The sequence below is a fragment of the Pseudomonadota bacterium genome (assembly GCA_018817425.1).
Taxonomy (GTDB): Bacteria; Desulfobacterota; Desulfobacteria; order Desulfobacterales; family RPRI01; genus RPRI01.
The window spans coordinates 15218-40387 of sequence record JAHITX010000067.1; the positions used below are offsets into that span (position 1 = coordinate 15218).

Genomic DNA, 25170 nt, shown 5'->3' on the forward strand with positions numbered 1-25170 from the left:
CTTGTTGATATCGGAAAGCATGATGAGGTGTATTAAAAAAATTCCGAACTCCCCGAATGGGGTTTGCTCAACACAGTTTTTCGTTAATGTACAGTAACTTTAAATATAAAGAATGTTCCATAGTTAACCCCCGGTTCCACCTTGAAAAAGATAAGTCCAATGCAAAAAGAACTTACACATAACGATGTAATAAACGGTTTAAAAACCGAAAAGGACTTCCTATGTAATAAATACGGTGTTATTGGAATCGGTTTATTCGGTTCATATGCCTTCGGAACTCCAAACAAAGATAGTGATATTGATCTTTTTATAGAATTCAAAGAGCCTAGATTCGAATATCTTGCCGGGCTTAAAATTTATCTTGAAACCAAATTTAATAAAAAGGTTGAAATTGTAAGGAAAAGCAAGAATATCAAAAACCGGTTTATTCAGAGCATAGAGTTATTTATGTCTGATAATTATACAACATATAATTTTGAAAGTGTTTTTGAAGCGATATTAATGATCGAAGAAAGGTTTTCTGAAATTCACCAGGCAGAGGATTTTGTTTTGTCCTCTTATGGTGTAGTTATACTAGATGGAAATTGCTATGAGATTGCAAGTAATTGGGGAATTAGTCAAAAAAATAGAAAAATCAGATCCGGCTATTCTTAATAACTTTCCAAATATTGAGTGGAATATGATTATAAGGTTGAGAGATATTATATCTCATCATTATGCCGTTATTGACCATGAGATAATCTATGATATATGCAAAAATCATATACCTGTTCTTAAAGCAGCGGTTTCAGAAATTCTTCATAAAACTAAAACATCGGGGTAATCATTCTAAATTACCTTCAAGCGTATCATATCAGTGAGGCGGGCCAGGAAAAAGGAGGTATCTTTTATATGGCTCAAAAAAAGATAGCTAAGAGTGCAAAGGAGTTTGACAGCAGGTTTGAGACTGGTGAGGATATATATGATTTGATAGATATGACTACAGCCAAAATATTGAGGCCCGGCAAAAAGGTTAGAATTACTCTTGATATGTCGGAAGATCTAGTAAAAGAAATAGATAGAATCAGAATGTCGATTGGCGTTGATCGTGCGGCATTAATAAAGATCTGGCTCCATGAAAGAGTCAAAGAGGAAAAGCATTCATCAGCACAATGATAAATATTCGTTTAAAACTTAAAACCGTGAACCGTAAACTGCGAACTGCGAACTGTAAACTGTTTTTCGTTAATGCCGCAGCAACTACAAATATAAAGGGCGTTCCCCCGTAGTCCTTTAATACACAGTAACTATAAATGTAAAGGGCGTCCCCCCGTAGTCCTGTGGGAGTAAAAAATGCAAACAATTACATTTGATATGGCATCCAAAAACCTTAAAAATGTTATTCTTAAGGCAATAAAGGATAAAGATGAAACAATTATTGCGACAGATGAAGGTTCTGTGGTTATCTTGGATGAAATAGAGTGGTTACATATAAAAGAAACTCTTAAACTGCTTAACGACAAAGAATCTTTGACCGCCTTGATTGAATCGCATGCTATTCGGGATAAAGGTGAGCAACCAAAGGGCATCAGCCCTGAGGAAGCATTTGACGATGTATAGAATAACAATCTTGAAGAAAGCTCAAGATGATTTGGATTGGCTCAGGAAAAATGATAGAAGCAGTTATATCAAATGCTTTGATTTGGTACGAGAATTGATTAGCAATCCAAGAGGCGGTACTGGTAAGCCGGAACGACTTAAATATTTTGAAAAGGAAGTATACAGCCGTCGTCTAAACCATAAAGACCGTATGATTTATACTATTTATGAATCACTTAAAGAAATAGATATTACTTCATTCCGTGGCCATTATAATTGAGGAGATGATCTTATCTCTCGACCCTTAAATCCTGAATACCTTACGAACTTATGAGCTATAATTTACCTTACCGTAAACTGTGAACTGTGAACCGTGAACTGTGAACTGTAAACTATTTTTCATTAATACACAGTAACTACAAATATAAAGGGCGTCCCCCCATCGCCCCCCTTACCGTAAACCGTAAACCGTGAACCGTGAACCGTAAACCGTTTTTTGTTAATGCCGCAGCAACTACAAATATAAAGGGCGTCCCCCAAGTCGTCCCTTGAAAGGAGGTACCCTAATGAAAAACAAGCATATGTATAAACATATAATATTTATCATAACGTTCAGTATCGTTCTATTTTTCTATGGGTGGGCACAAAGCTATACTTCTGTAACCCAGCCGCCTCCGGATACTCTGCCGTTACATACCTATTATGTGGCCACTACTGGCAATGATTCCAATCCTGGTACTATAGGCAGGCCCTTTAAAACATGGTCTAAGGCTTGGGCAGCAGTTGTAGCTGGGGATATAGTATATATACGTGGCGGGGTTTATTATCCTGATCCTGTCACATATTGTAGTGTTGTGATGAGATACAAAAGTGGCATGCCGGGAAAATATATACGATTTTTCGCATATCCTGGAGAAACGCCGATACTGGACTGTAGTAATATGATATACAAAGGAAGTATCCCGTTTCTTAGAGCGATAGATTTTAAAGGTGATTACTGGTATTTCAGGGGCCTGGAAATAAGAGGTGTTCCCCAATCCGTTGACCCAGTCACAGGACATGGTTATGTAAGTAAAGGCTTTGTAGCGCAGGACAGCAATTTTTGCATTTTTGAAAACTTAAATTGTCACCACAATGGTGGAACTGGTTTTCTATTGGGAGGAAATTCCAACAATAATCTAATATTAAATTCGGATTTCCATCATAATTACGATCCTTATAGTTATGAGAATGATAAACTTTATTTTGGTGGTAATGCCGACGGTTGCGAAATTGCTGGCATTACAAAAGGGTGCAGTAATATTATATCAGGGTGTCGGTTCTGGTGGAATTCGGATGATGGATTAGACCTCTGGCGCAATGAGGGTAATCTTATTGTCCAAAACTGTTGGTCTTTCTGGAATGGCTATCAGCCCGGAACATTTACCAGTGCAGGTGATGGCGTTGGATTCAAATTAGGTAAAACGTTTGAAGCTGGTGATAGCGTCCCTCAGAGAGTTATCAGAAATTGTGTTGCCTATGCCAATCGGAGAAGCGGTTTTGATCAAAATTACGCCAATGTATTAATGGTATTTTATAATAATACTTCATATAAAAATAGCTTCCTTGGTTTTCGGCTTTCATATTATCCCAGTAAACATATCATAAAAAACAATATCTCCTATGCTAATTATATAGTTAAATCGATTGATTATCAGGTATCTTCTGAATCTGACCAAACAAATAATTCTTGGAATGGGTTTTTAGTAACTCGTGCAGATTTTTTAACTATAGTTCCTTCAGGCATTGATGGTGCAAGGATGCCGGACGGTAAATTGCCGAATATTAATTTTCTGAAACTTGCGCCTACAAGTGGTTTAGTTGGTAAAGGTGTTGATGTTGGCTTGCCGTTTTCAGGTAGTACTCCCAATATAGGTGCTTATTAAAACAAATTGAAAATTAATCATTGGAGGCACTCAATGAAAGCCGCCCGTTATGCTGCAGCATTTGGTTATCAACAGGGGCAGTAGTGTGTCATATGCAGATAACTTGGCACTACAGATCTGTCTGAGATGTACGAAAAGTAGCATCAAATAAATAATGCGATAAAAATATTTTCAGTGAAGTTGTTTCTAAGGGTGTGCATCGGGCATAGCAAAAATCTTTAACATCGGACTTGAGGATAGGATAGATAGTATGGTGTAGTTAGTCGAAGATGGTGAGACTATATCATTTTTAAACTAACAGATTTCAATTGATGTTGGAGATGACTTTATGCGAAGCGGTCTTCGCAATTTTATAACTAACTTCGGTTCAAAAATCATGATGGTTCTCTTTGGGTTGGCGTCTCAATCCATTATAGCCAGATTGCTGGGTCCTTCCGGGCGCGGGTCTTATGCCGTGGCACTGCTTTTTGCGAATATTCTGACAATGCTATTTGTCGTTGGTACAGATACAGCAGGACGATACTATGTTTTAAACCGGCGTTTTACATTGTCAGAAGGTGTAACACACATATTGGTATGCGGCCTGTTAGGGTGTGTTCTATCCATAGGTGTCGGATTGCTAATAATGAAATTTCCGCTGTCGTTCCTGACAAAGTCGAGCCCCCTCTGTTTTTACTTATCTTTAGCCACGATTCCTTTATCTCTTTTTTCATATGCATTCTTAACGTTACTTGCAGCAAACGATAAATTCGGCTGGTATTTTTTGATAGGGGCCGGAAGTTCTTTCCTCGGTTTAATTCTTAATATCGTATTTCTATGGTTTCTTCGGTTGGGGGTTGCCGGTGTTATTATGGCTCTTAGTGTTAATCAGGCAGTCACTATCGTAGTGGTGCTCATGGTCCTGCGCATTAAATATGGATTAAAACTTGCTCGCCCCACATGGCAAGGGGTTATCGATATGTTTAGTTATGGTGGTCGATACTATGTGGGGAAAATCAGCAACAAAGTAAACTTTCAGATTGGTAATATAATTTTGGCATTTTTTGCAAGCCAGGCGGACATTGGCCTGTTTTCTTTGGCTGTCGGTATAACGAGCTACATCATGCTTATTCCGGATTCTCTCGGCGATATTATGATGCCGCGCATAGCAGCCGACCTTCGAGGAAAACCCGAATTGACAGCACAGGCCTGCCGTATGGTTGGTTTGATTACTGGTTCCGCCCTTTTGATACTGGTATTGTTTGCGAAGCCGATTATCATTCTTCTTTTTTCTCGAGCGTTTGAACCTATGGTGCCGATTTTACAGATTGTCACAGTCGGATTTTTCTTTCGGTCCGCTTGCAAGATGATAGAGTACTATTTCCTAATGACCAATCGCCCTGGGGTTTCGTCAACCGCAACGGCAATAGGAGTTGCAGTAAACCTGTTTTTGATGTGGTGGCTTTTGCCGATTATGGGGCTTTTTGGTGCAGCTATATCAATGAGCATTTCATACATCATCAGCAGTTTAATCCTTGTATTGCTGTATTGCCGAAAAACAGGAACCGGATTTACGGAATTATGTTGCCAAAGGAGGACTGATTGGCAGTTGCTTTCAGAAAGTGCTCGCAGGCTATATGTGAAATTAAACGGCCAAGTGCCATGAAAGGACGGATTAAGGTTTGATGACTGCTGAACGGTATAATAAATAAATGCGTACTGTAGAATTATATGAAAATACAGTAAAAAAGAAAGATGAGCCGTCGCTATTGCGTATTGAGGTCGAAAAAGCACGGCAAGGCTACAAGATTGCCAAAAATACAGGCCTTTTTTGCACACCAAAGGTGATTGATTATGATGAGGTTTCGGGAATAGTAATTTTCGAAAGGCTCCGTGGACTTCAAATGATGAAGGACATATTAGCCTTTTCGCCCACTATGGAGTTGGTATCTCGTATTGGAAAAGTATTAGCAGAGATTCATAGCAATTTGATACTACCCGACGAGATGCGAAAACCACTTCCTGACGAGTTTCAGGCTCCCGGTGATTCGCAGGTATTTATTCATGGTGATTTTAATGTGGAAAACGTTCTTTTTATGGGCCAATATGACACAATCGCTGTAATAGATTGGCAGATGACCTCAGTACATGGTGGTGAGGCAACTTGGGGAACGCGATTCTTTGATATTGCATGGTTCATCAATACGTTATTTTACCGCCCAATATACCGATATATAGGTGCCTTGCATGAGGCGCCTTGGGCGCAAATTTTTCTCCGAAGTTATTCAGAAGCCTCGAAAGAAGCCATCAATGAAGACCAGTTTCGATCGTACATGGAAAGGTTCTTTAGACTGAAAATGGCCCAAAGGCGATCATCATTAAATCCATTACAAAGAATGTCGTTGGTACCAGCAAACTCCCGTTTCTTTCGATTTATAAAGTCATTTAAACTTCAATAGAGGTGTTCCAGATGTATGCAAATTATCGAGATTCACACAAGAGACATGACAAAGGAGTTTCATATGATAATGAATTCCAAAAGAACCCTCATCGTTCGTTAGTATGGGAATTGGAGCGAAAAGTTCTTGATGATATCTTACGCCGCTTCATGGTGGCACGACTCTTCCGTCACCTTGACTTTGCATGTGGAACAGGTAGGATTATCGCCTATCTTGAGGATAGGATGGCTTCGTCCTATGGAGTCGATATATCACCATCTATGTTGGACGTTGCGAAAAAGAAAGTTAAGCGAGCGACTATTATTGAAGCAGATCTTACACGTAATGATGTTCTGGGTGATCATCAATTTGACCTTATCACAGCTTTTCGTTTTTTCCCGAATGCGGAATATAAGTTGCGATTTGAAGTTATAAACGTTTTAATGAAACACTTAACTACAGATGGATATCTTGTTTTTAATAACCATAAAAACGATGGCAGCCTTTTGAATCGCATTGGTCGGTTTTTCGGCCGTGATGGATACAATGGAATGCCCAATAATGAGGTTGATGAACTGTTGAAGTTGGCTGGCCTGAAGGTCGAAAAAGTTTACCCAATCGGTTTTATGCCGGCAACGGAACTCCGTTTGATTCTTCCTCAGTCATTACTTCGTCCTATTGAAAACGCCGCTCTGGAATTAAAAATATTTCCCAATCTTGCGCAGGATCTTGTTTTTGTTTGCAGGCGGTTATAGCATTAGAGGAAACCCGTAAGAAGTTATCGATAGCATAAAACGGCTGGTGGGCCCCTCGATAACTAATATTGAACGTTTATTTAATTGGCACATGCCCTCAAAATCGGGTAGGAAACCCTTGGTGGGAAGTACTGACCTATTATTCAAGGATTGTTAAATGGGAAATTCAATATCATGATTGCCATCATGTGTAGAGTGACGCCAAAGGCGGGTTCGTATGTTTTTGCGTGTGGAAGCTTTCCTAAATGAACCAGATCGAGTCAGATAAAGTAAAAATTATCATTGGTGGTGATGTATGTCCGGCAGGAGATTCTCTCAGATTATTTGAGGAGGGGGACGCCACTGGGTTATTCGGATCTTTTCTATTAGAGTTCTCAAAGGCAGATTGTGTTGTGTTGAATTTAGAATGTCCATTATTCGATGGTGATTCGCCTATTGTCAAGGACGGACCGGTGCTGAAGGCTTCGACTCGGAGTATTAATGCACTTAAAGCCGCGTCCATTGATGCAGTCAATCTTGCCAACAATCATGCACTGGATCACTGCGAGGTCGGATTGCGAAGTACCATAGAAGTGTGTAACCACTCTGGAATTCAGACAATTGGTGCTGGCGTGAATCTCGAAGCTGCACGACGAATCCATGTCATTAATAAAAAAGGGGTCAAAATAGGATTCTTAGCACTTGCAGAACATGAGTTTTCTATTGCTGGCACTGATTGTTGGGGAGTAAATCCGCTAGACCTGATCGATTATGTGCGGAACATCAAACAGAATATTAATAAATGGGATCATCTTATTGTCTTGCTGCATGGGGGGGCTGAAAACTATCCATTGCCGAGCCCGCGCTTGATGGATACCTGTCGCTTTCTTATAGAGATGGGTGCGAATGCAGTAGTTTGCCAGCATTCACACTGCGCGGGCTGCTATGAAGAGTATCTTGGAGGCTTTATTGTCTATGGACAAGGCAACTTGCTGTTTGATTACCCGAACCAAGCAGCATCATGGTATGTGGGCTTTTTAGTTAATTTAGAAATAGAGAAAAACGGGAAAACAAGATTTTCTATTCTGCCCTTTCAGCAGTCTAGAGGGGCGATAGGGATTAGCCGGCTCCCGGAAGAAGAAGAAAAAGAATTTTTAAATACGATCCGTCTACGGTCAAAGAGTATTATTGAGCAAGGTTTTGTAAAATCTCAGTGGGAAAAATTCTGTAAAGAACATCACTATTATTACATTAATAAAACTTTGGGTCATAACCGCATCGTCAGATGGCTCAACCGAACAGGTACGATTACCCGACTTCTTTACTCCCAACGCTCATTACTCGGGATTCATAACATATTATCCTGTGAATCTAACAGAGAAGTAATGGAGTTGATATTTGAGATGATGGAAAGTAAGAAATTGTGAGGCACGTTTGACTATCCTCTCAACATATCGGTTTTTTTCGGATCTATCAAAGACGGCTGTTAAGGCACACAAAATCAGTGAGAGGATTCTTGTGCTTGAGAGTGATGACTGGGGGTCTATTAGGTCGAGTTCAAAGGGAAACTATGACCGGCTTTGTGAGTTGGGCTGGCCAATGGGACTATCGCCGCTCAATTTTGACGCTCTTGAAACATCAGATGATTTAGCAGCCATGTTGGACACTCTGCATTCCTTTCGCGATGGCCACGGAAATCCTGCTTGTCTGACTGCTAACACGATACTTGCAAATCCTGACTTTGAACGAATTAGAATGTCGGACTTCAAAAGTTATCATTATATACCAGTCGTTGAATCTATAAAGGATGACCCGTTAAGAAAGGATTTACCGGCATTATGGGTGCAAGGGATAAATCAGCGCACATATTTGCCGCAGCTGCATGCTCGCGAACATATTTGCTGGTGGAGATGGTTAGAGGCGTTGCGCAGGGGGTCGGAAGAAGCACGCGTAACCTTTGAAATGCGGATGTGTGGCGTTCCCCTATCATCTTCAAAAGAAAACCAGAGTTTTTTTACACCACTGTATGTGGAGAATAAAGAACTGCTTCATTTCCAGGTGGACTTGAAAACTCTTATTGAGGATGGTTACAGACTATTCATAGAGACTTTCGGGTTTCCACCATTGAGCACGGTTCCACCTAACCATTATTGGTCGGACGAAGCAGAGATGATTTGGGCAAAATTGGGAATTCGCTATATTCAGGGTGCTGCCAGGCAAAAAATGGGTTCAGGGGAGATAGACGTGAAACCCCATACAAGGTTCCATTTTTCAGGTGAAAAGAATATTCATAATATGGTTTACCTGGTCAGAAATGTTGCCTTTGAACCTTGCTTATCTCCAGGGATTAATTGGGTTAAGAAGGCTATGAAGAAAATCCAGTTCGCCTTCTGGAACCATCAGCCGGCTATAATAAACACTCATCGTTTCAACTATATAGGATCTATTAACAGAGCTAACAGAGAATATGGCCTTGAGCAATTGTCATATCTTCTTCAAGGTGTTATAAAAAAATGGCCAGATGTAATATTTATGAATTCTCCTGCTCTGGGGCGAGATCTTGAAGCAACTTAATTCGAAAACAATTAAATCGAAATACAACCTACTCTCCAGTCGAAAGGGCTGTTACTATGAAGCTACATGAAATTAAGATTGCAATAGGTAAAAACGGCTCTATGTGGCATGATAAGCTTGCACAGGCGTTCGATAAGAGAATAGACCAGGGCCAAATAGTAAATTATAGTATTATTGACATAGATCATAATGATTGGATCAAAACCGTAGAACAGTTTGATGTTGTTATATGGAAACCAGCTTATTTGGGCGCTGTATCAGCCAGTTACTTAAAAGAAAAAATCTACTTTATTGAAAAACATATGGGTAAGCTCGTTATACCAAATTTCGACTCAATCTGGCATTTTGAAAGCAAAATTGCCCAAAGCTATATTTTTAAATATCATGCGATTCCGTCTCCAAAGACTATAGTCACTTTTGACTACAAAAATGCAAAGGAATTAATTGACCAAATGGAACTGCCTGCTGTGCTTAAGGAATCCTTTGGCTCTAGCAGCGAAAATGTTTATATTGTAAAAAATAGAAGGAAGTTGAACGGAATTGTCGCCAACATTTTCTGTCAGCAATTGTGGGATGAAAGCCGAGCGAAATTGAATTCAATTTATAAAACATTTTTTCGAAACATAACAAATCTTTGGGCTTGGAAAAAAATATGGCAGGTTATCTCTGGCAGTGAACGGTTTGCTGTTTCGTATTGGCAAGAATTCGTATCAGGGAATTCTGCTGATTTAAGGATTACGGTTATTGGTGATCGATTTGCCTATGCCTTCTGGCGCAAGAATCGACCCAACGATTTCAGGGCAAGTGGAAGTGGCCTTATTGATTATAAACACGACATTCCTGAAGCCCCTTTAAGGTATTGTTTGCAAATGAACAAGAGGTTCTCTTTTGATTCAATGGCTTACGATATCCTCTTTACAGAGAGCGGAAATTTTGTTGTCGTAGAAATGTCGTATGGGTATATTGATGCTGCCCTATACAAAGCAAATGGCTATTTTGAACTTCTTGAGAAAGGAAACCTATGTTTTCATGAAGGGCATACTTGGCCGCAAGAACTCTGGATTGAATGGTCGCTAATAAGAGTAAATAATTTTTACTGCGGGTAATAGCCATGATACATCCTCTCAGCGCGTTTAAACCTGTAAATTTGATCATGCTGTTCCTTATTGTACCATCTATTTTTTGGTTCCGAGAAACATTGGAGGCAATTTCAAAGTTCTATAGTTTCATATCAGTACAGGACATTGAGCATTATTATTATGGTGATAAAAAGCTTAATAGCTGCTGTCATATTTGTTTTGATGATGGGGACAGAACAGTCTACGAAAACGCATTCCCTGTGTTGAAATCAATGATATTGATGGATATCAAGCAGGTAATAAAGTCCTTGAAATCAGCAAATAAAGAAATAGAGATCCCGAAACTGAATATGAATATATCGCAGTTGATTGAATTGCATAAATCCAACATTAAACTATCATTTGAGTAGAGTGTCATGACTTCAATTATATTATATCTGTACATTATTATTGTATGCTATACACCACTTGTGAGTAAATTATTACCCAAATTTGAAACCCTCGGTATTCATTATGAATGGTTTTTGTTTTTTACGTTAATCATAGCCTTTGTTCCTTACGTTCTTCTAATAAAGCGGCATTTCAAATTATTTAATGCCTGGATTTTCTTTATTGCCTTTTATGGGATGGTTGCTATCGCATCAGTATATTGGTCAACATATTCTTATGACATGAAAACTATGAGGGAATTGTTTCGTTCCGTTATAGTTCCCCTGTGTATTTCAATGTTCGCACTGAACATATTTGAAGAAAAGCAAAATGTTTACAGTTACATAAGGCATTTTATAATTGCTTCTTTCTTACTATCTTTAGTGAGTATTTATCAGATTTTATCGGGTGTTGGCGTAATGACAACTGATCTGGGGGCAGCTCGAGCTGTCGGCACTTTAAATAATCCGAATGCCCTGGCCATATTTCTGGTTCTTTCAATTCCTTGTATTCTATATGCAATAGAAAAACGAATGTTTCCGAAAATGATTGGTCTAATTATCGCTGCCAGCGTTGTGGCCGGAGTCATATCTACCGTATCCAGAAAAGGTATTGTCACGATGGTTCTCGCATTTTTCCTATACTACCTATTGCAAAAGAAATTTAAAAAGGTACTGGTGGTTGGAGCAATATTTGTTTTAATTAGTCTGATGGTTTCAGGGTACGCGATGATTACAGATAGATTCGCAGAAAAAGCGCTTAACAAAGATTTTATCTCGAAAAAGAATATGGCTTATGCCGGTTGGGTTCTATTTAAAAAAAGCCCCTTGATAGGAACAGGCTACAGAGGATACTATGAAAATTTTTGGAAGTCCTTTCCAAAGCAACATTTGAAAAAATTTGATGCGCACAATATGTATGTAACGGCTCTCTCTGATTATGGGCTCATCGGTTTTATGCCATTTATTGCTATATTTATTTATCCTCTGTTAGCATCGTTCAAAGATATACGCGCAAAACCCCATATAGGTGATGTATATACAAGGGACATGGGAATTATTTGCATCGTCTCTATATTGCCTTTTATGATAAGCGGTTACTTTGCCGGGGGTTTGATTTATGAATATGTCTATTTTTCTATTATATACTCAAATGCCGCGATTGTTTTATCTGGCCATAACATAGATAATTCTTCAGAGTAACTAAGGCATTCATGAATAGCAATAAAATCAACATCCTTTATTTAATAGATAAAATGGAGTTCGGTGGTGCCGAAAGGCAATTGGTAGAGCTTCTGAAAGGAATTAACAAAGAAAAGTATAACCCCTGTATGGCTTACTTTAGAAAATCTCCCGGTTTCATAGATGATGTTAATGAACTGAATATCCCGATTTATTTTATAGAACGAAAATGGCGATGGGATCCGTTTGTTATATGGAATCTATTGCTTTTTATTCGGCAAAATCACATCGACCTTGTTCATTCATACATGCCGGTCGCCGGTGTGTATGGGCCGTTTTCGTCGAAATTATCATGTTTGCCTATTGTAAATTCATTTGTCAGGGGGACAAAACAGCCGACCTTATATGAAAAATTGCTATTAAAACCCAGCTTTGCGCTTTCAGATGTAATTATTGCCAACTCTGAGGCCGGCAAACGGGTGTATGGAAAGTACTCGCCCCTCAAGATGAGAGTGATTTATAATGGAATTGATTTGATGAGATTTAATAATCGCATAGATCGGGAGATGAAGAAAATCAGCCTGAACCTGCAAAGATTTGACAGTATAGTTTCTATGGTTACTAGATTGGAACCGGTAAAAAACCCAATGATGCTGATAAAAGCTGCCACTATTGTTCTCAAAGATAAACCCAATACTGCTTTTTTGATCGTAGGAGACGGCACTTTAAGGGAGGAAATGGAACTTGAAGTAATTGATCGGGCATTGAACCGCAATGTGTTTTTTCTGGGTTTTCGTAAAGATGTTGAGGAGCTACTGCAGATAACGGATATAGGGGTGCTGACGTCTGACAGGGAAGGGCTCCCCAATGCTGTCATTGAGATGCTCGCCTCTGGCGTTCCTGTAGTTGCAACGGACTGCGAAGGGACAAGAGAAGTTCTGGATGATGGGCTTACCGGTTTTCTGACAGATATTGGTGACGAATATGGGGTTGCCCAGAGAATTGTAAGACTGCTAGGTGATGACACTTTAAGGCGCAGAATGGGGGTAAGGGGTAAGGATAAGGTCTACAAGGAATTTAATTTACGAAAAATGGTTGATGCGTTAGAAAATATTTATTGTGAAGTATTGGGATATTAGATTGTAGCGACTCGATGTCTTGAAAAAAGCTAACCATTTATTCACAGTCGCATTATCGGGGGAGATGGTGAGGTAAAAGATCGACTCAATGAATTGGTTGTATCCGTAGGGCTTCAGGCAATAATCAAACTCCCCGGCTCCATTAGTGAGTTCCATGAAGTTTATGCTGCATGCGATCTTTATGTGAATTCATCAAGATGGGAGGGTTTGCCGATGACCTTGCTTGAATTGATGGCCCATGGCAAGCCGATGGTTGCAACAGATGTTGGTGGAAATGCCGAAGTGGTACATGATGGCATAACCGGGATTCTGGTTCTGCCAGAGGACCCGGATAAGCTATCCGGTGCGATCATTCAGATGCTTAAAGACGATAGCCTCGGAGAAAGAGCAGGTAATGTCGCACATTATTTAATCAGGAATATACTATCGATAAAAGCATTGCAAAGCTCTGGCGGAGCATTACTTGCAGATTGTGTTGGGGAAGATCGCTAATCAGGACACTAAGACATTTAAAAGCTTTTATGAACATAAATAAAATCAAAATAGCTATTGGCAAGATAGTCCGGAGAATAGTTGTCTGGCGCTATCGAATGCTTGGGGTGCAAATTGGCCAAAATGTTTTTATCAGCCACAAAGCTAAAATTGATACCACATACAGAAATAGTATTGTCATTGGAAATAACGTCTATATAACTTATGGTGCGACAGTATTATGCCATGACCACTCTGTATATAGACATACAGCATTTTCTGAGGATGATGGTCGGGGGGGCAGTAACCTTGGAAAATAATGTATTCGTAGGAACTTATGCCATAATATTAAGAAATGTGAGAGTTGGCGAAAACTCAATAATATCAGCAGGCGCTGTAGTTACAAAAGATGTTCCTAAAAGTGTGATCGTAGCAGGGAATCCCGCCAGAATTATAAAGCACTTTACAACGATCGATAAAAACAAATGAACAACAATATCACCACTTAACGCATTGAAAATATTAACTGTAAACAGAAACTATTTCATCACCGGTGGCCCTGAAAAATACATGTTTTCCCTCATGGAAAGCATGGCTAATCACGAGTTCGTTCCTTTCTGCGTCAATTTTAGCCAAAACAATAATACACCAGAATATAGATACGAAGCTAAGTCACTGAACCATCAGGGGCGTTTAAGCGAGTTCAACTTCATACTGGATACGATGGAGAATTTTGGGCATTTTTCGGGAAGGCTTCTTGTTATAATCTTTTGTTATAGAAATACGTGCTTGCTTTGCTATATAAAATTTTTCAATTTTAAATAATAAAGGAGAGCCTGCCTTATGAAAAAGGATGTGATCGCGAGGCTTCATACCAATTTTGAGGAGATCGTACAAAAAGAAACAGATACCGGCGCCGAGTTTTGGCTCGCTAGAGACCTTCAGCCGTTGCTTGGCTATGCAAAATGGGAAAACTTTGTCAAAGTTACTGACAAGGCAAAAGTTTCTTGTAAAACGGCAGGTTATAAAGTCCCAGACCATTTTCTTGATGTCAGGAAAATGGTACCGGTCGGATCTGGGGCTAAACGCTCTATTGAAGACATAGCTCTCGACCGCTATGCCTGTTATCTTATAGCTCAAAATGGAGACCCCTCAAAAGATGAAATCGCATTTGCACAGACATATTTTGCTGTGCAGACACGCAAGCAAGAAATTATAGAAAAGCGTTTGGCGGAAATTGAACGACTGAGTGCCCGTAAAAAGTTGACCATCTCTGAAAAAGAGCTATCAGGTGTCATCTTCGAACGTCTGGGTGAATCGCAAAGTTTTGCGCGCATCCGCAGTAAAGGTGACCATGCGCTATTTGGTGGTAAAACAACGCAGGACATGAAAAATAGACTCAAGGTCCCTAAAGGGCGACCCTTAGCAGACTTCTTGCCGACCATAACCATAAAGGCAAAAGATTTTGCCAATGAAATTACGAATTTCAATATCAAAAGGGATGATCTCGATACTGAATCCAACATTACCGATGAACATGTTAAAAACAATACTGATGTCCGCGGTGTTCTTGTCAAGCGTGGCATAAGACCTGAATCCCTTCCTCCATCTGAGGACTTAAAAAAGATTGAGCGACTGCATAAAGCCGAAAAGAAGAAATTGGCCAAACAAACTACACCGCTCGAAAATATAATCGATATCGACGAATAGGGCATAACTTTTATAACCAATCGTTTCACCTGGATGGCTTACAGCCGCAAGTGAACTCCGTGATGTTGGATGCTCAGAAGGTTAGTAACGACACTCCGCTTGGGAAAAATTAGTGTCTCAATCAATCTGTTTGATTCAAAAATATATATAGCCAGTAGAGATACATGAAGATACTAACCGTAAACAGAAACTATTTCGTTACCGGCGGCCCTGAAAAATACATGTTTTCCCTCATGGAAAGCATGGCTAATCATCAGTTTATACCTTTTTGCGTGGCCTTCAAACAGAACCGCGAAACTCCTTACAGCCGGTATTTTGTGTCGCCACCCGCAGGAGATAACGATGTTTATTTTAGCGATTATAAAATGTCATTATTCAATAAGATTGTTTATGCTTGTAATTCAATCTACTATTTTGAGGCTAAGCGCAAACTTGAGCGCCTGATAATTAATGAACGACCCGATATCGTTCTTTGTCTTAATGCTGTTTTTTTCAGTGACAGTATTATTGATGCCTGTCGAAAACATAACGTCCCCATTATCTGGCGTTTGTCAGATTTCAATAAAATATGTGCCAATTATTTGCTCTATCGTGATGGACACGTTTGTGAAGATTGCCTGGAACATGGGCTTGCCAGGGCAATCCGCAATGGATGTGGCGGATATCAGCGCTCTAAAGCCGCAGCGTGTATCAAAGTAGCCGGTATGTGGTTGTCACGCGTGCGCAGGCTTTATGATCATATTGATTTCTTTATTACTCCTTCGGCCTTTACCCGTAAAAAGTTGATTCAGGGCGGGTTCGATCCGAAGAAAGTCGTGCACATCCCGACTATGGTCAAGGTTCCGGCCTGCACATCGCTGCCAGCCACGCAGGAAATACTCTTTGTCGGTCGCCTCAGCCATGAAAAGGGAGTTGAAACGCTGCTTGCTGCTTTTAGGTTGCTCAAAAATAATCAAGCCTGGCTCTCTATAGTCGGGGATGATACAACTGCTTATGCCAAGCAATTAAAAGAAAGCATTCCCGATGATTTGCGGGGCAGGATCACATTCTATGGATTTCAAAATGCTGAGCAGATAACTATGTTCTATGACCGCGCCTTCTGTTTTGTGGTTCCGTCGGTCTGGTATGAAAACCAGCCTAATACTGTTCTGGAAGGCATGTCGCATGCGCGTCCGGCAGTGGTTTCAGATTTGGGCAGCTTGTGCGAAATGGTTGATGACGGAGTGACAGGCTATCGTTTCAAGGCAGGTGATACCGCAGATCTTGCTGCTAAACTGGATATGCTTTTGAATAATCCCCAACAAGCCCAGAAAATGGGGCAGTTAGCAAGAGAAAAAGTTGACGAGGTTCATGCTTTAGATAAGCATCTTGCTTCAATGGATGAATTATTTCAGCTTTGTATCGACCGGAGAAAAGAAAGTGAGGCTGGAAGGGCAGTTGGCAGATAAGAATCATAACCAAATGAGTTTGTTGTTAAACAAGCACCTGCTTTTTAGAGTATTTTCCTTGTAAGAGGCCTGCTGTGCGATATTGAAATAGTGGATTTGGCTGATAACAACTCAATCCATACCCTGATGCTAAAATCCGTAACATCAAGATTGCTGTGGGAGATGAAGCAAAAGGTACAAAAATAGCATTGGTGGGTTTGACTTTTCTTCAATAGTAAAAGATTTAAAATTGTTTGATTGTCAGTAATAGTCTTCTGCTGAAACAAATAATAATTTTCTGCCTTTTGTTTGATGAAGGCCAGATTTTTGCAACTCAATTACCCAGGTAACCGACCGTAAGGGAGAACCCGATTCATGCAAACTCCTGCCGAAAGATACTTGATAACACAGTGCATTTATTTTCTCAAAGAACAAAAAAATTGTGTCACCACAACACCACTAATGCTCAATGTAGGCGCTGGTCGCAGTGTCGTTATAGAAAATCAAATAGATCAAGAAAAAATTGAATACTTCTGCGATCGTATCGATATTGAAAATTGCTCAATTAATCATTCAAAAGTGAAGAACTGCTGGCACTCTTCGGTTGAATCTATGCCTTTTGTTGCAGAAGATCGCTATATTTTAGTAGTAGCTAATTTTGTTTTTGAGCATGTCTCAAATCTTGAAATGGCTGCACGAGAGATATACAGGGTACTTAAACCTGGCGGGCGTTTTATAACAACTTTACCAAATCCAAAAGCTCCGGAGATGATGATATCGAAGTATACGCCCCTGTGGTTCCATAGACTGATAAGAGGGGGCGACGGGTGGGAAACACAGTATAACTATAAGGATATATCCAGCTTTATTGAAACCTATGAAATGTGTGGCTTTAGGTCGGTTGAGACCAACTGTTACTCCTTTATTCAAGGATATCTCCAGTTTCCGATCATAAGTAAAATGGGTAGGCTATATGATAAGATTATTACCGTGACAAAAATAAAAGGATTAATGAACCAAGCGTGCATTGTTCTTGAAAAACCAATCAAGAGAGGTGGTCCCTCCCTGTAATAATAGCTATTTGTATGATATTTATAGCTTATGAAGAATGAAATACGAAAAGATTGCTAGTGATAAATAAAATGCGCATTTCTTACATGCCGTTAAAGGCATCCCCATCGGCGGAGGAATTGAAAGCGTTACCGAACAGCTGGGTTCATGGCTCTTTTCTTACAATTCTGAATTTGTCGAAATCTTTGTCGTAACTATAAAGAATATTTTGTTTATCACCCTCTTTGGACAAATCATCCTGTATTTTTTTATGCATTGAAAAAATGCCGAATAATTTTTCAGATAGGGATGCCTTGGTATGGGGTTTTAAAACCGGCTTCATTAAAATTCCTTTGGCGGAAAGCATAAGATCAACCGGGTCTCCAATCTGAATATTGTATTTTTTCCGTAGCTCAGCAACAGGTTATTGACGCAAGGCATTTATTAACCAAGGTTTTTAGACAGGATTAACAGGATGGACAGGATGTTGCCGACCGGCCGGAAGCCGGTCAGGCAATAAACCATCGCTTGTGGCGATGAGGGTAATCCGGTGGAGAAAGAAGACGTAACCCACAAAGTAATCGGCTGCGCTTACCAAGTCTATAACAACTTGGGATTTGGATTTTTGGAAAGCGTCTATCGAAAAGCGATGGTCATCGAAATTGAAGCCTCCGCGAAGCGGCTGCGTGTTTCAGGCCGCTCTTCCGGAGCGGTCTGATTAATCATCCTGTTAATCATGTAAATCCTGTCAGATAAGGATATTGAAAGAGCCAGGCTTTATTGGAAAGAATATATGGAGGAATCGTGAAACGGACCAGCAACTATGATGACGAATTGATGGAGGCGCTCAAGAATCCGGAAGAAGCAGCGGAGTATCTTAACGCAGCGCTTGTGGATCCTAACCAGGAAGTGTTTCTTCTTGCTTTACGGGATGTAATCGCAGCCCGTGGCGGAATATCAGAACTTGCCGAAAAAGCTGCATTGAATCGTGTTAGTCTTTATAGGTTGCTCTCAAAACGAGGAAACCCGGAACTCCGTACACTCAATCGGATGCTTGCAGAGTTGGGTTTCAGCCTCGCTATTAAGCCTCAGCACCAAATGAGATCCGGACATTAAATAAATGAGGCAACAAATGGAACATGAAAAAATCGAAACGATCAGATCTTGTTAATGAACCATTCATTGGGATATGGAAAGACCGTGAAGATATGAAAGACAGCGTTAGGTGGCTTCGCAATATTTGCAAAACAGAATGGGGCGAAACAAGCTGATATGCGCATCTCTTATATAGCAGTAAAAGGCATCCCCATTGGCGGAGGAATTGAAAGCGTTACCGAACAGCTTGGTTCCAGGATGGCGGACAGGGGGCATGATGTGACCGTTTATTCCAGCCGGGATTATGGAACTGCTGATGGTGTTTATAAAGGTATGAAGATAAAGACTGTTGCATCTTTGAACACCAAATCGCTTCACAAGATGTCAATATGTTTTAATGCCACTTTTGATGTTATGCGATCCGGGAATGTCGATCTTGTTCATGTGCATGCGGTAGGTCCTTCGCTGTTTTCCATTTTTCCGCGTATTAAAGGTATTCCAACTGTTGTGCAAACTCATGGGCTTGAGTGGAAAAGGGACAAATGGGGAATTGTTGGACGTACTTTTTTTAGATTTGCCGATTACACGGCAGTATATTTTCCCACAAAAACCACTGTAGTTTCCAAAGTGCAAAAAAAATACTTTGAGGAAAAGTTTGGAAGAGATGTAATTTATATACCAAACGGAGTCGCTCCTGTTGAAAAGACTGTCCCGAAATGGCTGCTTGAACAGGGGATTAATCCGAATAAATATATCCTTTTTGCTGCAAGGCTTGTTGAGGAAAAAGGGGTGCATTATTTAATAGATGCATTTAAAAAAATCAAAACCGATATGCAGCTTGTAATTGCCGGTGATGCGGCTCATTCCGAAAATTACATATCAAAAATCAAAGAACTTGCAAGTGAAGATCCCCGTATTATTTTTACAGGTTTTTTAACCGGTTCTCCGCTTGCAGAACTTTTCAGCAATGCCTATTTATTTTGTCTGCCTTCAACTATGGAAGGTCTTCCTGTGGCGCTTTTGGAAGCCATGAACTATGGCAACTGTTGCATGTCGAGCGATATCCCGGAGAACATTGAAGCTATCAAAGACCATGGCCACACATTTCGGAATCGCGATAGTGAAGACCTGCGGCATGTACTTTCTGACCTTATAGCACACCCGGAGAAAGTGGAGGAAAAGAAGGCTGCTGCGATAGAACATGTTCGGCGAAATTATTCCTGGGATAGGGTGACGGATCAAATGGAGGAATTGTATTTATCGGTATTGAGGGGTTGAGAGCGTTGGGAGTGTTAGGAGCGTTGGGAACGTTGGGAACGTTGGGAGCGTTGGGATGGTTGAGAGCGTTAGGATCGTTGAGATGGTTGGGATGGTTTGGAGCGTTGGGAACGTTGGGAACGTTGGGAGCGTTGGGATGGTTGAGAGCGTTAGGATCGTTGAGATGGTTGGGATGGTTTGGAGCGTTAGGAGCGTTGGGAGCGTTGGGACGGTTGGGAGTGTTTGATAGTTAGGAAGGTTTGGGGGGGGATCGATGCCTACGATAAATCGTTTTGAGGATCTGGAATGTTGGCAGGAGGCCAGGAAGTTAGTCAACATGGTTTATAGAGCCATCAATGAAAATAGGGATTTTCAAAAAGACTATCGTCTCACTGGTCAAATAACAGGGGCAGCTATTTCTGTGATGAATAATACAGCCGAAGGCTGGGCTGCCCAGTCTAATAATGAATTCATTCGCTTTTTGACGTATTCTCGAAGGTCCTGTGCAGAAACTCAAAACTGTTTGTATATTGCAAAGGATCAACAATTTATTACGAAAGATGCTTTTACTGACATTTATGACCAGGCTCTAAAAACAATAAAAATCATCGATGGCTTACTTCGTTACCTGCGTTCTCAACGAACAAAACGAACCAAACCATCATAACCATCTAAACCATCACAACCACCTAAACCATCATAACCATCACAACCACCTAAACCATCACAACCATCTAAACCATCTAAACCATCACAACGATCACAACCATCTAACCCATTTTAAACCTAAAAGGCAATTATGGATGCTTCTATTATAGTTACTTATCGCTGTCCTATGCGATGTAAGATGTGTAATATCTGGGATAATCCGACTGACAGGGAAAAAGAGATAAAGCCTGAGCAACTGGAGAAAATGCCACAGGTGAATATTACAAATGTTACCGGCGGAGAGCCTTTAATAAGAGATGATATTGATGAGATCATACATGTTATTATGCAGAAATCCAAACGTGTATGTATGTCTACCAGTGGTTGGTATACTGATAAATTACTTCAGCTTGCTGAAAAGTATCCTTCGCTTGGTTTTCGCATAAGCATTGAAGGATTATCGCAAAAAAACGATGAACTTCGTGGTAAGCAGGGAGGTTTTGACAGGGGGCTTCGAGCCTTGCTGGATTTGCGTGCAATGGGAAGAAAAGATGTAGGGTTTGGGATTACGGTTTCAAACAACAACTCCAAAGATATGCTTTGGCTTTATGAATTGGCCAAGCAACTGAAGATGGAATTTGCTACTGCTGCATTTCATAATTCATTTTATTTCCACAAGGATGACAATATAATTACAAATAAGGATGAAGTTATAGATAATTTTGCAGAACTTATAAATCGCCTTCTTAAAGAAAACAGTCCCAAAAGCTGGTTCCGGGCTTTTTTTAATCTGGGCCTGATTAATTATATCCGTGGTGAAAAACGATTGCTTCCGTGTGAAGCCGGCACCGAAAATTTTTTTATCGATCCTTATGGAGAAGTACTGCCATGTAACGGGATGGAAAAAAAATATTGGTTTGAGAGTTTTGGAAATATTGGTAAAGTAAATCATTTTGATGAACTTTGGCAAAGCAACCATGCTTCTATGATTCGACAGAGGGTTAAAACATGCCCCAAGAATTGCTGGATGATAGGTTCGGTATCGCCCGTGATGCATAAATATATCAAGCATCCGTTGAAATGGGTTATACGTAACAAACTAAAAAGCCTTATGGGTGCTAAAGTTAATACCGATTGCATAGAAATATATGATGTAGGATGAGGTTTCAGGTTTCAGGTGTCAGTGATTGGGGGATGTCAGGTTTCGGGTGTCGGGTTTCAGGTGTCAGGTGTCGGGTTTCAGGTGTCAGGATAAGGTTTCAGGGTTCAGGGGTTTCGGGTTTCGGGTGTTAGGTGTCAGGTGTCAGGATAAGGTGTCGGGTGTTAGGGTTCAGGGTTCAGGGTTCAGAGTTCAGGGTTCAGGGTGTCAGGGTTCAGGGTGTCAGGGTTCAGGGTTCAGAGTTCAGGTGTCAGGGTTCCACAGTTCACGGTTTTGGGTTTCAGGTGTCAGGGGAAGTGAAGTGAATGGTAAAAAATATTTGGATGTTGAGGATCTTGGGGTTTATAGAAAGTTGTGTCAGTTGCATATTGAAGTTTGTGTTTTGACGCACATGTGGCCTGTCGAAGAAAAATATGAGTTGGGAAGCCAGGCCAGGCGCTCTTCAAACAGTGCTCCAGCACAACTTGCCGAAAAAAACGATGATCGCCATATCCGTAACAAAATAGAAGGCGTGAATCGTAGTAGAGGAGAAGCTGCTGAAACCATTCACCATCTGTTTATGGCAAAACTCAAAGACTACATCACAGAAATGGTTTATTTAGAATTTAGGGATCGTTATAAGGAATGCATTCGTATGCTTAATGGCTGGCCCAATACTGCTGAAAATCTTCCTGAACTCTGACACCCGACACCTGACACCTGCTGAGAGGTTTCAGGGTTTCGTGTGTCAGGTGTCAGGTTAAGGTGTCGGGTGTCAGGATAGGGTTCAGGGTTTACGGTTTCGGGTTTCGGGATGAGGTGTCGGGGTTCCACGGTTCACAGTTCACGGTTTCAGGTGTCAGGGGGAGTGAAGTGAATGGTAAAAATTATTTGGATGTTGAGGATCTTGGGGTTTATAGAAAGTTTTGTCAGTTGCATATCTTAGTCACTAAACACTTTTTATTTTAAGCTGCATAAAGTAAAACGGGATTTTTAAATATGAATATAAAATTAAATATTTTTAAAGATATCAGATTTTATCTTGCTATCTTGCTTGGCCTTTTTATTCTTGCTTACTGGATTCCTATAAACAGCATGGTAAATATATGGATGACAAACGATGATTATTCATATGGCATGTTGATTCCTTTTATTACACTTTATCTGTTATGGGATAACAGGAATGAAATAAAAAAGGTTGATTTTAAAACATCATGGCCTGTTTTGCCTGCCCTTTTATTCTTCTTCCTTGTTTCCATGTACGGTATTTTAGGTTCCAGCGGAAACGTGGCAATGCCTTCCATACCGGTTATGATAATATTCTTTGCGATGTTTTGTCTTGGGATTGATTTTATAAAAAAAGCTTTGGTACCGATGGGCATGCTTGTTTTTATGGTGCCGTTACCGGATATTCTTGACAGAACCTTTGGAGTTTTTCTGAAAAACGTTTCATCAAAACTGGGAGTTTGGTTGGTGAAGTTGTTCGGCATACCTGTTTATTTGAGCGGGAACGTAATTGACCTTGGAGTTACACAATTACAGGTTGTGGATGCGTGCAGCGGTTTGAGATTTGTATTTCCCCTTCTTGCTCTTGGTGTGATTTACTCATATTTTTTCGAAAAAGCTCTTTCGAAAAAGATCTTTTTTGTTGTTTTAACTGTACCCATTGCAATTATTACAAACGGTTTGAGAATAGGGATAACAGCTATTCTTGCCACTTATTACGGTGCTGAGGTTGCGGAAGGATTTTTTCATGATTTCTCCGGTTGGGCAATATTTATGGTTGCTTTCGCATTTCTTTTTTTAATTGGTTATATTATGCGAAAAGCATTTCCGGAAAAATCCGATGTGCGATCAAAGAAACCTGAAGTAAATGATACTGCAATTCCCAGGAAAACCGGTTACGCCGGTTTTCTTGTATCTGCAATTTTATTGGTGATACTGACATTTTTCAGTTGGAATACAAAAGCAATGCCTCCTTTTGTTATCGCGGGTGGTATGCAAAGCTTCCCCCTGAATTTTTCAGAATGGCAAGGAAGAGCGGATTATATTGATAATGAGATTATAATAAAATCCGGTGCTGAAGAGGCTTTTTCAGGCTTTTATAGAAATGATAAGAATGATAATGTTTCGCTTTATATTGGTTATATAAAAAGCGCTTTTATGAAAACCGATAATTTTTTTCACAGCCCTACCGTTTGTCTGCCATCATCCGGATGGAAAGTGATAGAAACAACAACTCATGACATATATAATGTCGAGCACTTTGGTAATATATCGGTAATAAAAATGGTTATGGAAAGTTTAGGGACACATGAGTTGGTATATTTCTGGTTCCAGACCAAAGATAAGACAAGTCATGATAAAAACATAAACCGCCTGCATTTGGCTCTTAATGCAATAAAAAAAGATAATACCTATGATCTTTTTATCAGACCGATAACTATTATTGGGCCGAATGAAGATATTAAGGATGCAGAAAAAAGGCTGGATCAATTTGTTCGGGAAATGATGACAGAGTTATTGAAGTTCTTAAAAGATAACCAGCATGTGGAAGGGAAGTGATTAAAGGAAATAAGAAAACTTGACAAGCATTCTATGACATCATATTATGACATCATTAAGATGTTTTAATATGATAGCACATAATGGAGATACTTATGAAGGCAATTACAATCAGAGGAATTGATTCTTCCATTTCTGAAAAGCTAAAGTATGCTGCTCAGCGTGAAGGCAAGAGTGTCAACAAGTTTATCCTTGAACTGATTAGTCAGAATCTTGGAACACAAAAGAAGAAAAAGTTTTCAAAGCAGTATAACGATTTAGACCATCTTTTTGGAAAATGGTCGAAGTCTGAGCATGAAAAGATTCAGGGAGATATTGACAAACAAAGAAAAATTGATCCGGAATTATGGCAATGAAAAAATTGCTGATTGACACTAATATATACTCGCTTGCACTCAAAGGGGATGACAGTGTTGTAGAAGTCCTTAGAGAAATCGACGTAATCGGGTTTTCTGTGATCAGCATTGGAGAACTGTTGTCAGGGTTCAAAATTGGAGGAATGGAGAAAAAGAACCGCAAAGAACTTGAGCAATTTCTTGACAGCCCCAGAGTGGTTCTTTATCTTGTCGATGAGGACACTACCGAATTCTATGCTCAAATACTTTATAACTTAAGACAAATCGGAAAACCAATCCCCACAAATGACATATGGATTGCGGCTGTGGCATTTCAAAATGGTTTAAAGCTATACACTAAAGATAAACATTTTCAGTCCATTGCAGGTCTGTATCTTTATGGGTTATAGATTTTTTC

Annotated in this window: 28 protein-coding genes and 2 pseudogenes; 29 read left to right on the forward strand and 1 reads right to left on the reverse strand. The window is 40.0% G+C overall.

Annotated features, from left to right (window positions below; translation table 11 throughout):
* The first annotated feature begins 159 nt into the window (after nt 1-159).
* The 19 genes and pseudogenes from KKC46_11690 (at nt 160) to KKC46_11780 (ending at nt 17735) form a co-directional block, all read left to right on the forward strand.
* Nucleotides 160-441: pseudogene (locus KKC46_11690) on the forward strand (nucleotidyltransferase domain-containing protein).
* 6 nt (nt 442-447) lie between these two features.
* Nucleotides 448-823: pseudogene (locus KKC46_11695) on the forward strand (DUF86 domain-containing protein).
* A gap of 68 nt (nt 824-891) precedes the next feature.
* Nucleotides 892-1155, forward strand: a complete 264-nt coding sequence (locus KKC46_11700) for a CopG family transcriptional regulator (GenBank protein MBU1054474.1) — start codon at nt 892-894, stop codon at nt 1153-1155.
* Between the two features lie 177 nt (nt 1156-1332).
* Nucleotides 1333-1599 (forward strand): hypothetical protein, encoded by a 267-nt coding sequence (locus KKC46_11705; GenBank protein ID MBU1054475.1) that lies wholly within the window; start codon nt 1333-1335, stop codon nt 1597-1599.
* The gene (locus tag KKC46_11710) at nt 1592-1858 is read left to right on the forward strand and encodes a Txe/YoeB family addiction module toxin (protein MBU1054476.1); all 267 of its coding nucleotides are present in this window, start codon (nt 1592-1594) and stop codon (nt 1856-1858) included. Before KKC46_11705 ends, KKC46_11710 begins: the two co-directional genes overlap by 8 nt.
* Nucleotides 1859-2144: 286 nt before the next feature.
* Nucleotides 2145-3503 carry a right-handed parallel beta-helix repeat-containing protein gene (locus tag KKC46_11715; protein MBU1054477.1) on the forward strand — a complete coding sequence of 453 codons (1359 nt, stop codon included), beginning with the start codon at nt 2145-2147 and terminating at the stop codon, nt 3501-3503.
* Nucleotides 3504-3831: 328 nt separating this feature from the next.
* Entirely contained in the window at nt 3832-5148 is a 1317-nt protein-coding gene (locus KKC46_11720) for a polysaccharide biosynthesis C-terminal domain-containing protein (protein MBU1054478.1), read from the forward strand.
* 46 nt (nt 5149-5194) lie between these two features.
* A complete protein-coding gene (locus KKC46_11725; GenBank protein MBU1054479.1) occupies nt 5195-5941 on the forward strand; it encodes a phosphotransferase in 747 nt (248 codons plus the stop codon).
* 11 nt (nt 5942-5952) lie between these two features.
* Nucleotides 5953-6675, forward strand: a complete 723-nt coding sequence (locus tag KKC46_11730; protein MBU1054480.1) for a class I SAM-dependent methyltransferase — start codon at nt 5953-5955, stop codon at nt 6673-6675.
* A gap of 245 nt (nt 6676-6920) precedes the next feature.
* Nucleotides 6921-8081: a CapA family protein gene (locus KKC46_11735; protein ID MBU1054481.1), complete on the forward strand. Its 1161-nt coding sequence runs from the start codon at nt 6921-6923 to the stop codon at nt 8079-8081.
* 7 nt (nt 8082-8088) lie between these two features.
* A complete protein-coding gene (locus KKC46_11740; GenBank protein MBU1054482.1) occupies nt 8089-9228 on the forward strand; it encodes a hypothetical protein in 1140 nt (379 codons plus the stop codon).
* A gap of 101 nt (nt 9229-9329) precedes the next feature.
* Nucleotides 9330-10334 carry a hypothetical protein gene (locus tag KKC46_11745; GenBank protein ID MBU1054483.1) on the forward strand — a complete coding sequence of 335 codons (1005 nt, stop codon included), beginning with the start codon at nt 9330-9332 and terminating at the stop codon, nt 10332-10334.
* Nucleotides 10335-11155: 821 nt separating this feature from the next.
* Nucleotides 11156-11938, forward strand: coding sequence for an O-antigen ligase family protein (locus KKC46_11750; GenBank protein MBU1054484.1), 783 nt, complete (start codon nt 11156-11158; stop codon nt 11936-11938).
* 11 nt (nt 11939-11949) lie between these two features.
* The gene (locus tag KKC46_11755; protein ID MBU1054485.1) at nt 11950-13056 is read left to right on the forward strand and encodes a glycosyltransferase; all 1107 of its coding nucleotides are present in this window, start codon (nt 11950-11952) and stop codon (nt 13054-13056) included.
* Nucleotides 13057-13095: 39 nt separating this feature from the next.
* Nucleotides 13096-13548, forward strand: a complete 453-nt coding sequence (locus tag KKC46_11760; GenBank protein ID MBU1054486.1) for a glycosyltransferase — start codon at nt 13096-13098, stop codon at nt 13546-13548.
* Nucleotides 13549-13752: 204 nt separating this feature from the next.
* Entirely contained in the window at nt 13753-14016 is a 264-nt protein-coding gene (locus tag KKC46_11765) for a hypothetical protein (GenBank protein ID MBU1054487.1), read from the forward strand.
* 354 nt (nt 14017-14370) lie between these two features.
* Nucleotides 14371-15237, forward strand: a complete 867-nt coding sequence (gene dinD, locus KKC46_11770; protein MBU1054488.1) for a DNA damage-inducible protein D — start codon at nt 14371-14373, stop codon at nt 15235-15237.
* A 164-nt stretch (nt 15238-15401) separates the two neighbouring features.
* Nucleotides 15402-16685, forward strand: a complete 1284-nt coding sequence (locus KKC46_11775; protein MBU1054489.1) for a glycosyltransferase family 4 protein — start codon at nt 15402-15404, stop codon at nt 16683-16685.
* Between the two features lie 354 nt (nt 16686-17039).
* Nucleotides 17040-17735: a class I SAM-dependent methyltransferase gene (locus KKC46_11780; GenBank protein MBU1054490.1), complete on the forward strand. Its 696-nt coding sequence runs from the start codon at nt 17040-17042 to the stop codon at nt 17733-17735.
* A gap of 145 nt (nt 17736-17880) precedes the next feature.
* Here the strand turns inward: KKC46_11780 and KKC46_11785 are convergent, their stop codons facing one another.
* Nucleotides 17881-18081 carry a hypothetical protein gene (locus KKC46_11785; GenBank protein MBU1054491.1) on the reverse strand — a complete coding sequence of 67 codons (201 nt, stop codon included), beginning with the start codon at nt 18079-18081 and terminating at the stop codon, nt 17881-17883.
* A gap of 183 nt (nt 18082-18264) precedes the next feature.
* On the opposite strand from KKC46_11785, the gene KKC46_11790 reads away from it, so the two are divergent.
* The 10 genes from KKC46_11790 to KKC46_11835 all read left to right on the forward strand — a co-directional run bounded on the left by KKC46_11790 (nt 18265) and on the right by KKC46_11835 (nt 25162).
* Nucleotides 18265-18432 carry a GxxExxY protein gene (locus tag KKC46_11790; protein MBU1054492.1) on the forward strand — a complete coding sequence of 56 codons (168 nt, stop codon included), beginning with the start codon at nt 18265-18267 and terminating at the stop codon, nt 18430-18432.
* An 86-nt stretch (nt 18433-18518) separates the two neighbouring features.
* Complete coding sequence (locus tag KKC46_11795) at nt 18519-18830, forward strand: putative addiction module antidote protein (protein MBU1054493.1); 312 nt, start codon at nt 18519-18521, stop codon at nt 18828-18830.
* Nucleotides 18831-18986: 156 nt separating this feature from the next.
* On the forward strand, nt 18987-20087 hold the full coding sequence (locus KKC46_11800) for a glycosyltransferase family 4 protein (GenBank protein MBU1054494.1): 1101 nt from the start codon (nt 18987-18989) through the stop codon (nt 20085-20087).
* A gap of 55 nt (nt 20088-20142) precedes the next feature.
* Nucleotides 20143-20313 carry a hypothetical protein gene (locus tag KKC46_11805; protein MBU1054495.1) on the forward strand — a complete coding sequence of 57 codons (171 nt, stop codon included), beginning with the start codon at nt 20143-20145 and terminating at the stop codon, nt 20311-20313.
* Nucleotides 20314-20340: 27 nt separating this feature from the next.
* Nucleotides 20341-20733, forward strand: coding sequence for a four helix bundle protein (locus KKC46_11810; protein ID MBU1054496.1), 393 nt, complete (start codon nt 20341-20343; stop codon nt 20731-20733).
* Between the two features lie 132 nt (nt 20734-20865).
* Nucleotides 20866-21876, forward strand: coding sequence for a radical SAM protein (locus KKC46_11815; GenBank protein ID MBU1054497.1), 1011 nt, complete (start codon nt 20866-20868; stop codon nt 21874-21876).
* 25 nt (nt 21877-21901) lie between these two features.
* A complete protein-coding gene (locus KKC46_11820; protein ID MBU1054498.1) occupies nt 21902-22555 on the forward strand; it encodes a four helix bundle protein in 654 nt (217 codons plus the stop codon).
* Nucleotides 22556-22851: 296 nt separating this feature from the next.
* A complete protein-coding gene (locus tag KKC46_11825) occupies nt 22852-24417 on the forward strand; it encodes an EpsI family protein (protein ID MBU1054499.1) in 1566 nt (521 codons plus the stop codon).
* Nucleotides 24418-24512: 95 nt separating this feature from the next.
* Entirely contained in the window at nt 24513-24773 is a 261-nt protein-coding gene (locus KKC46_11830; protein MBU1054500.1) for an antitoxin, read from the forward strand.
* Complete coding sequence (locus KKC46_11835) at nt 24770-25162, forward strand: type II toxin-antitoxin system VapC family toxin (protein MBU1054501.1); 393 nt, start codon at nt 24770-24772, stop codon at nt 25160-25162. The genes KKC46_11830 and KKC46_11835 overlap by 4 nt, the downstream gene beginning before the upstream one ends.
* The last annotated feature ends 8 nt before the right edge of the window (nt 25163-25170 follow it).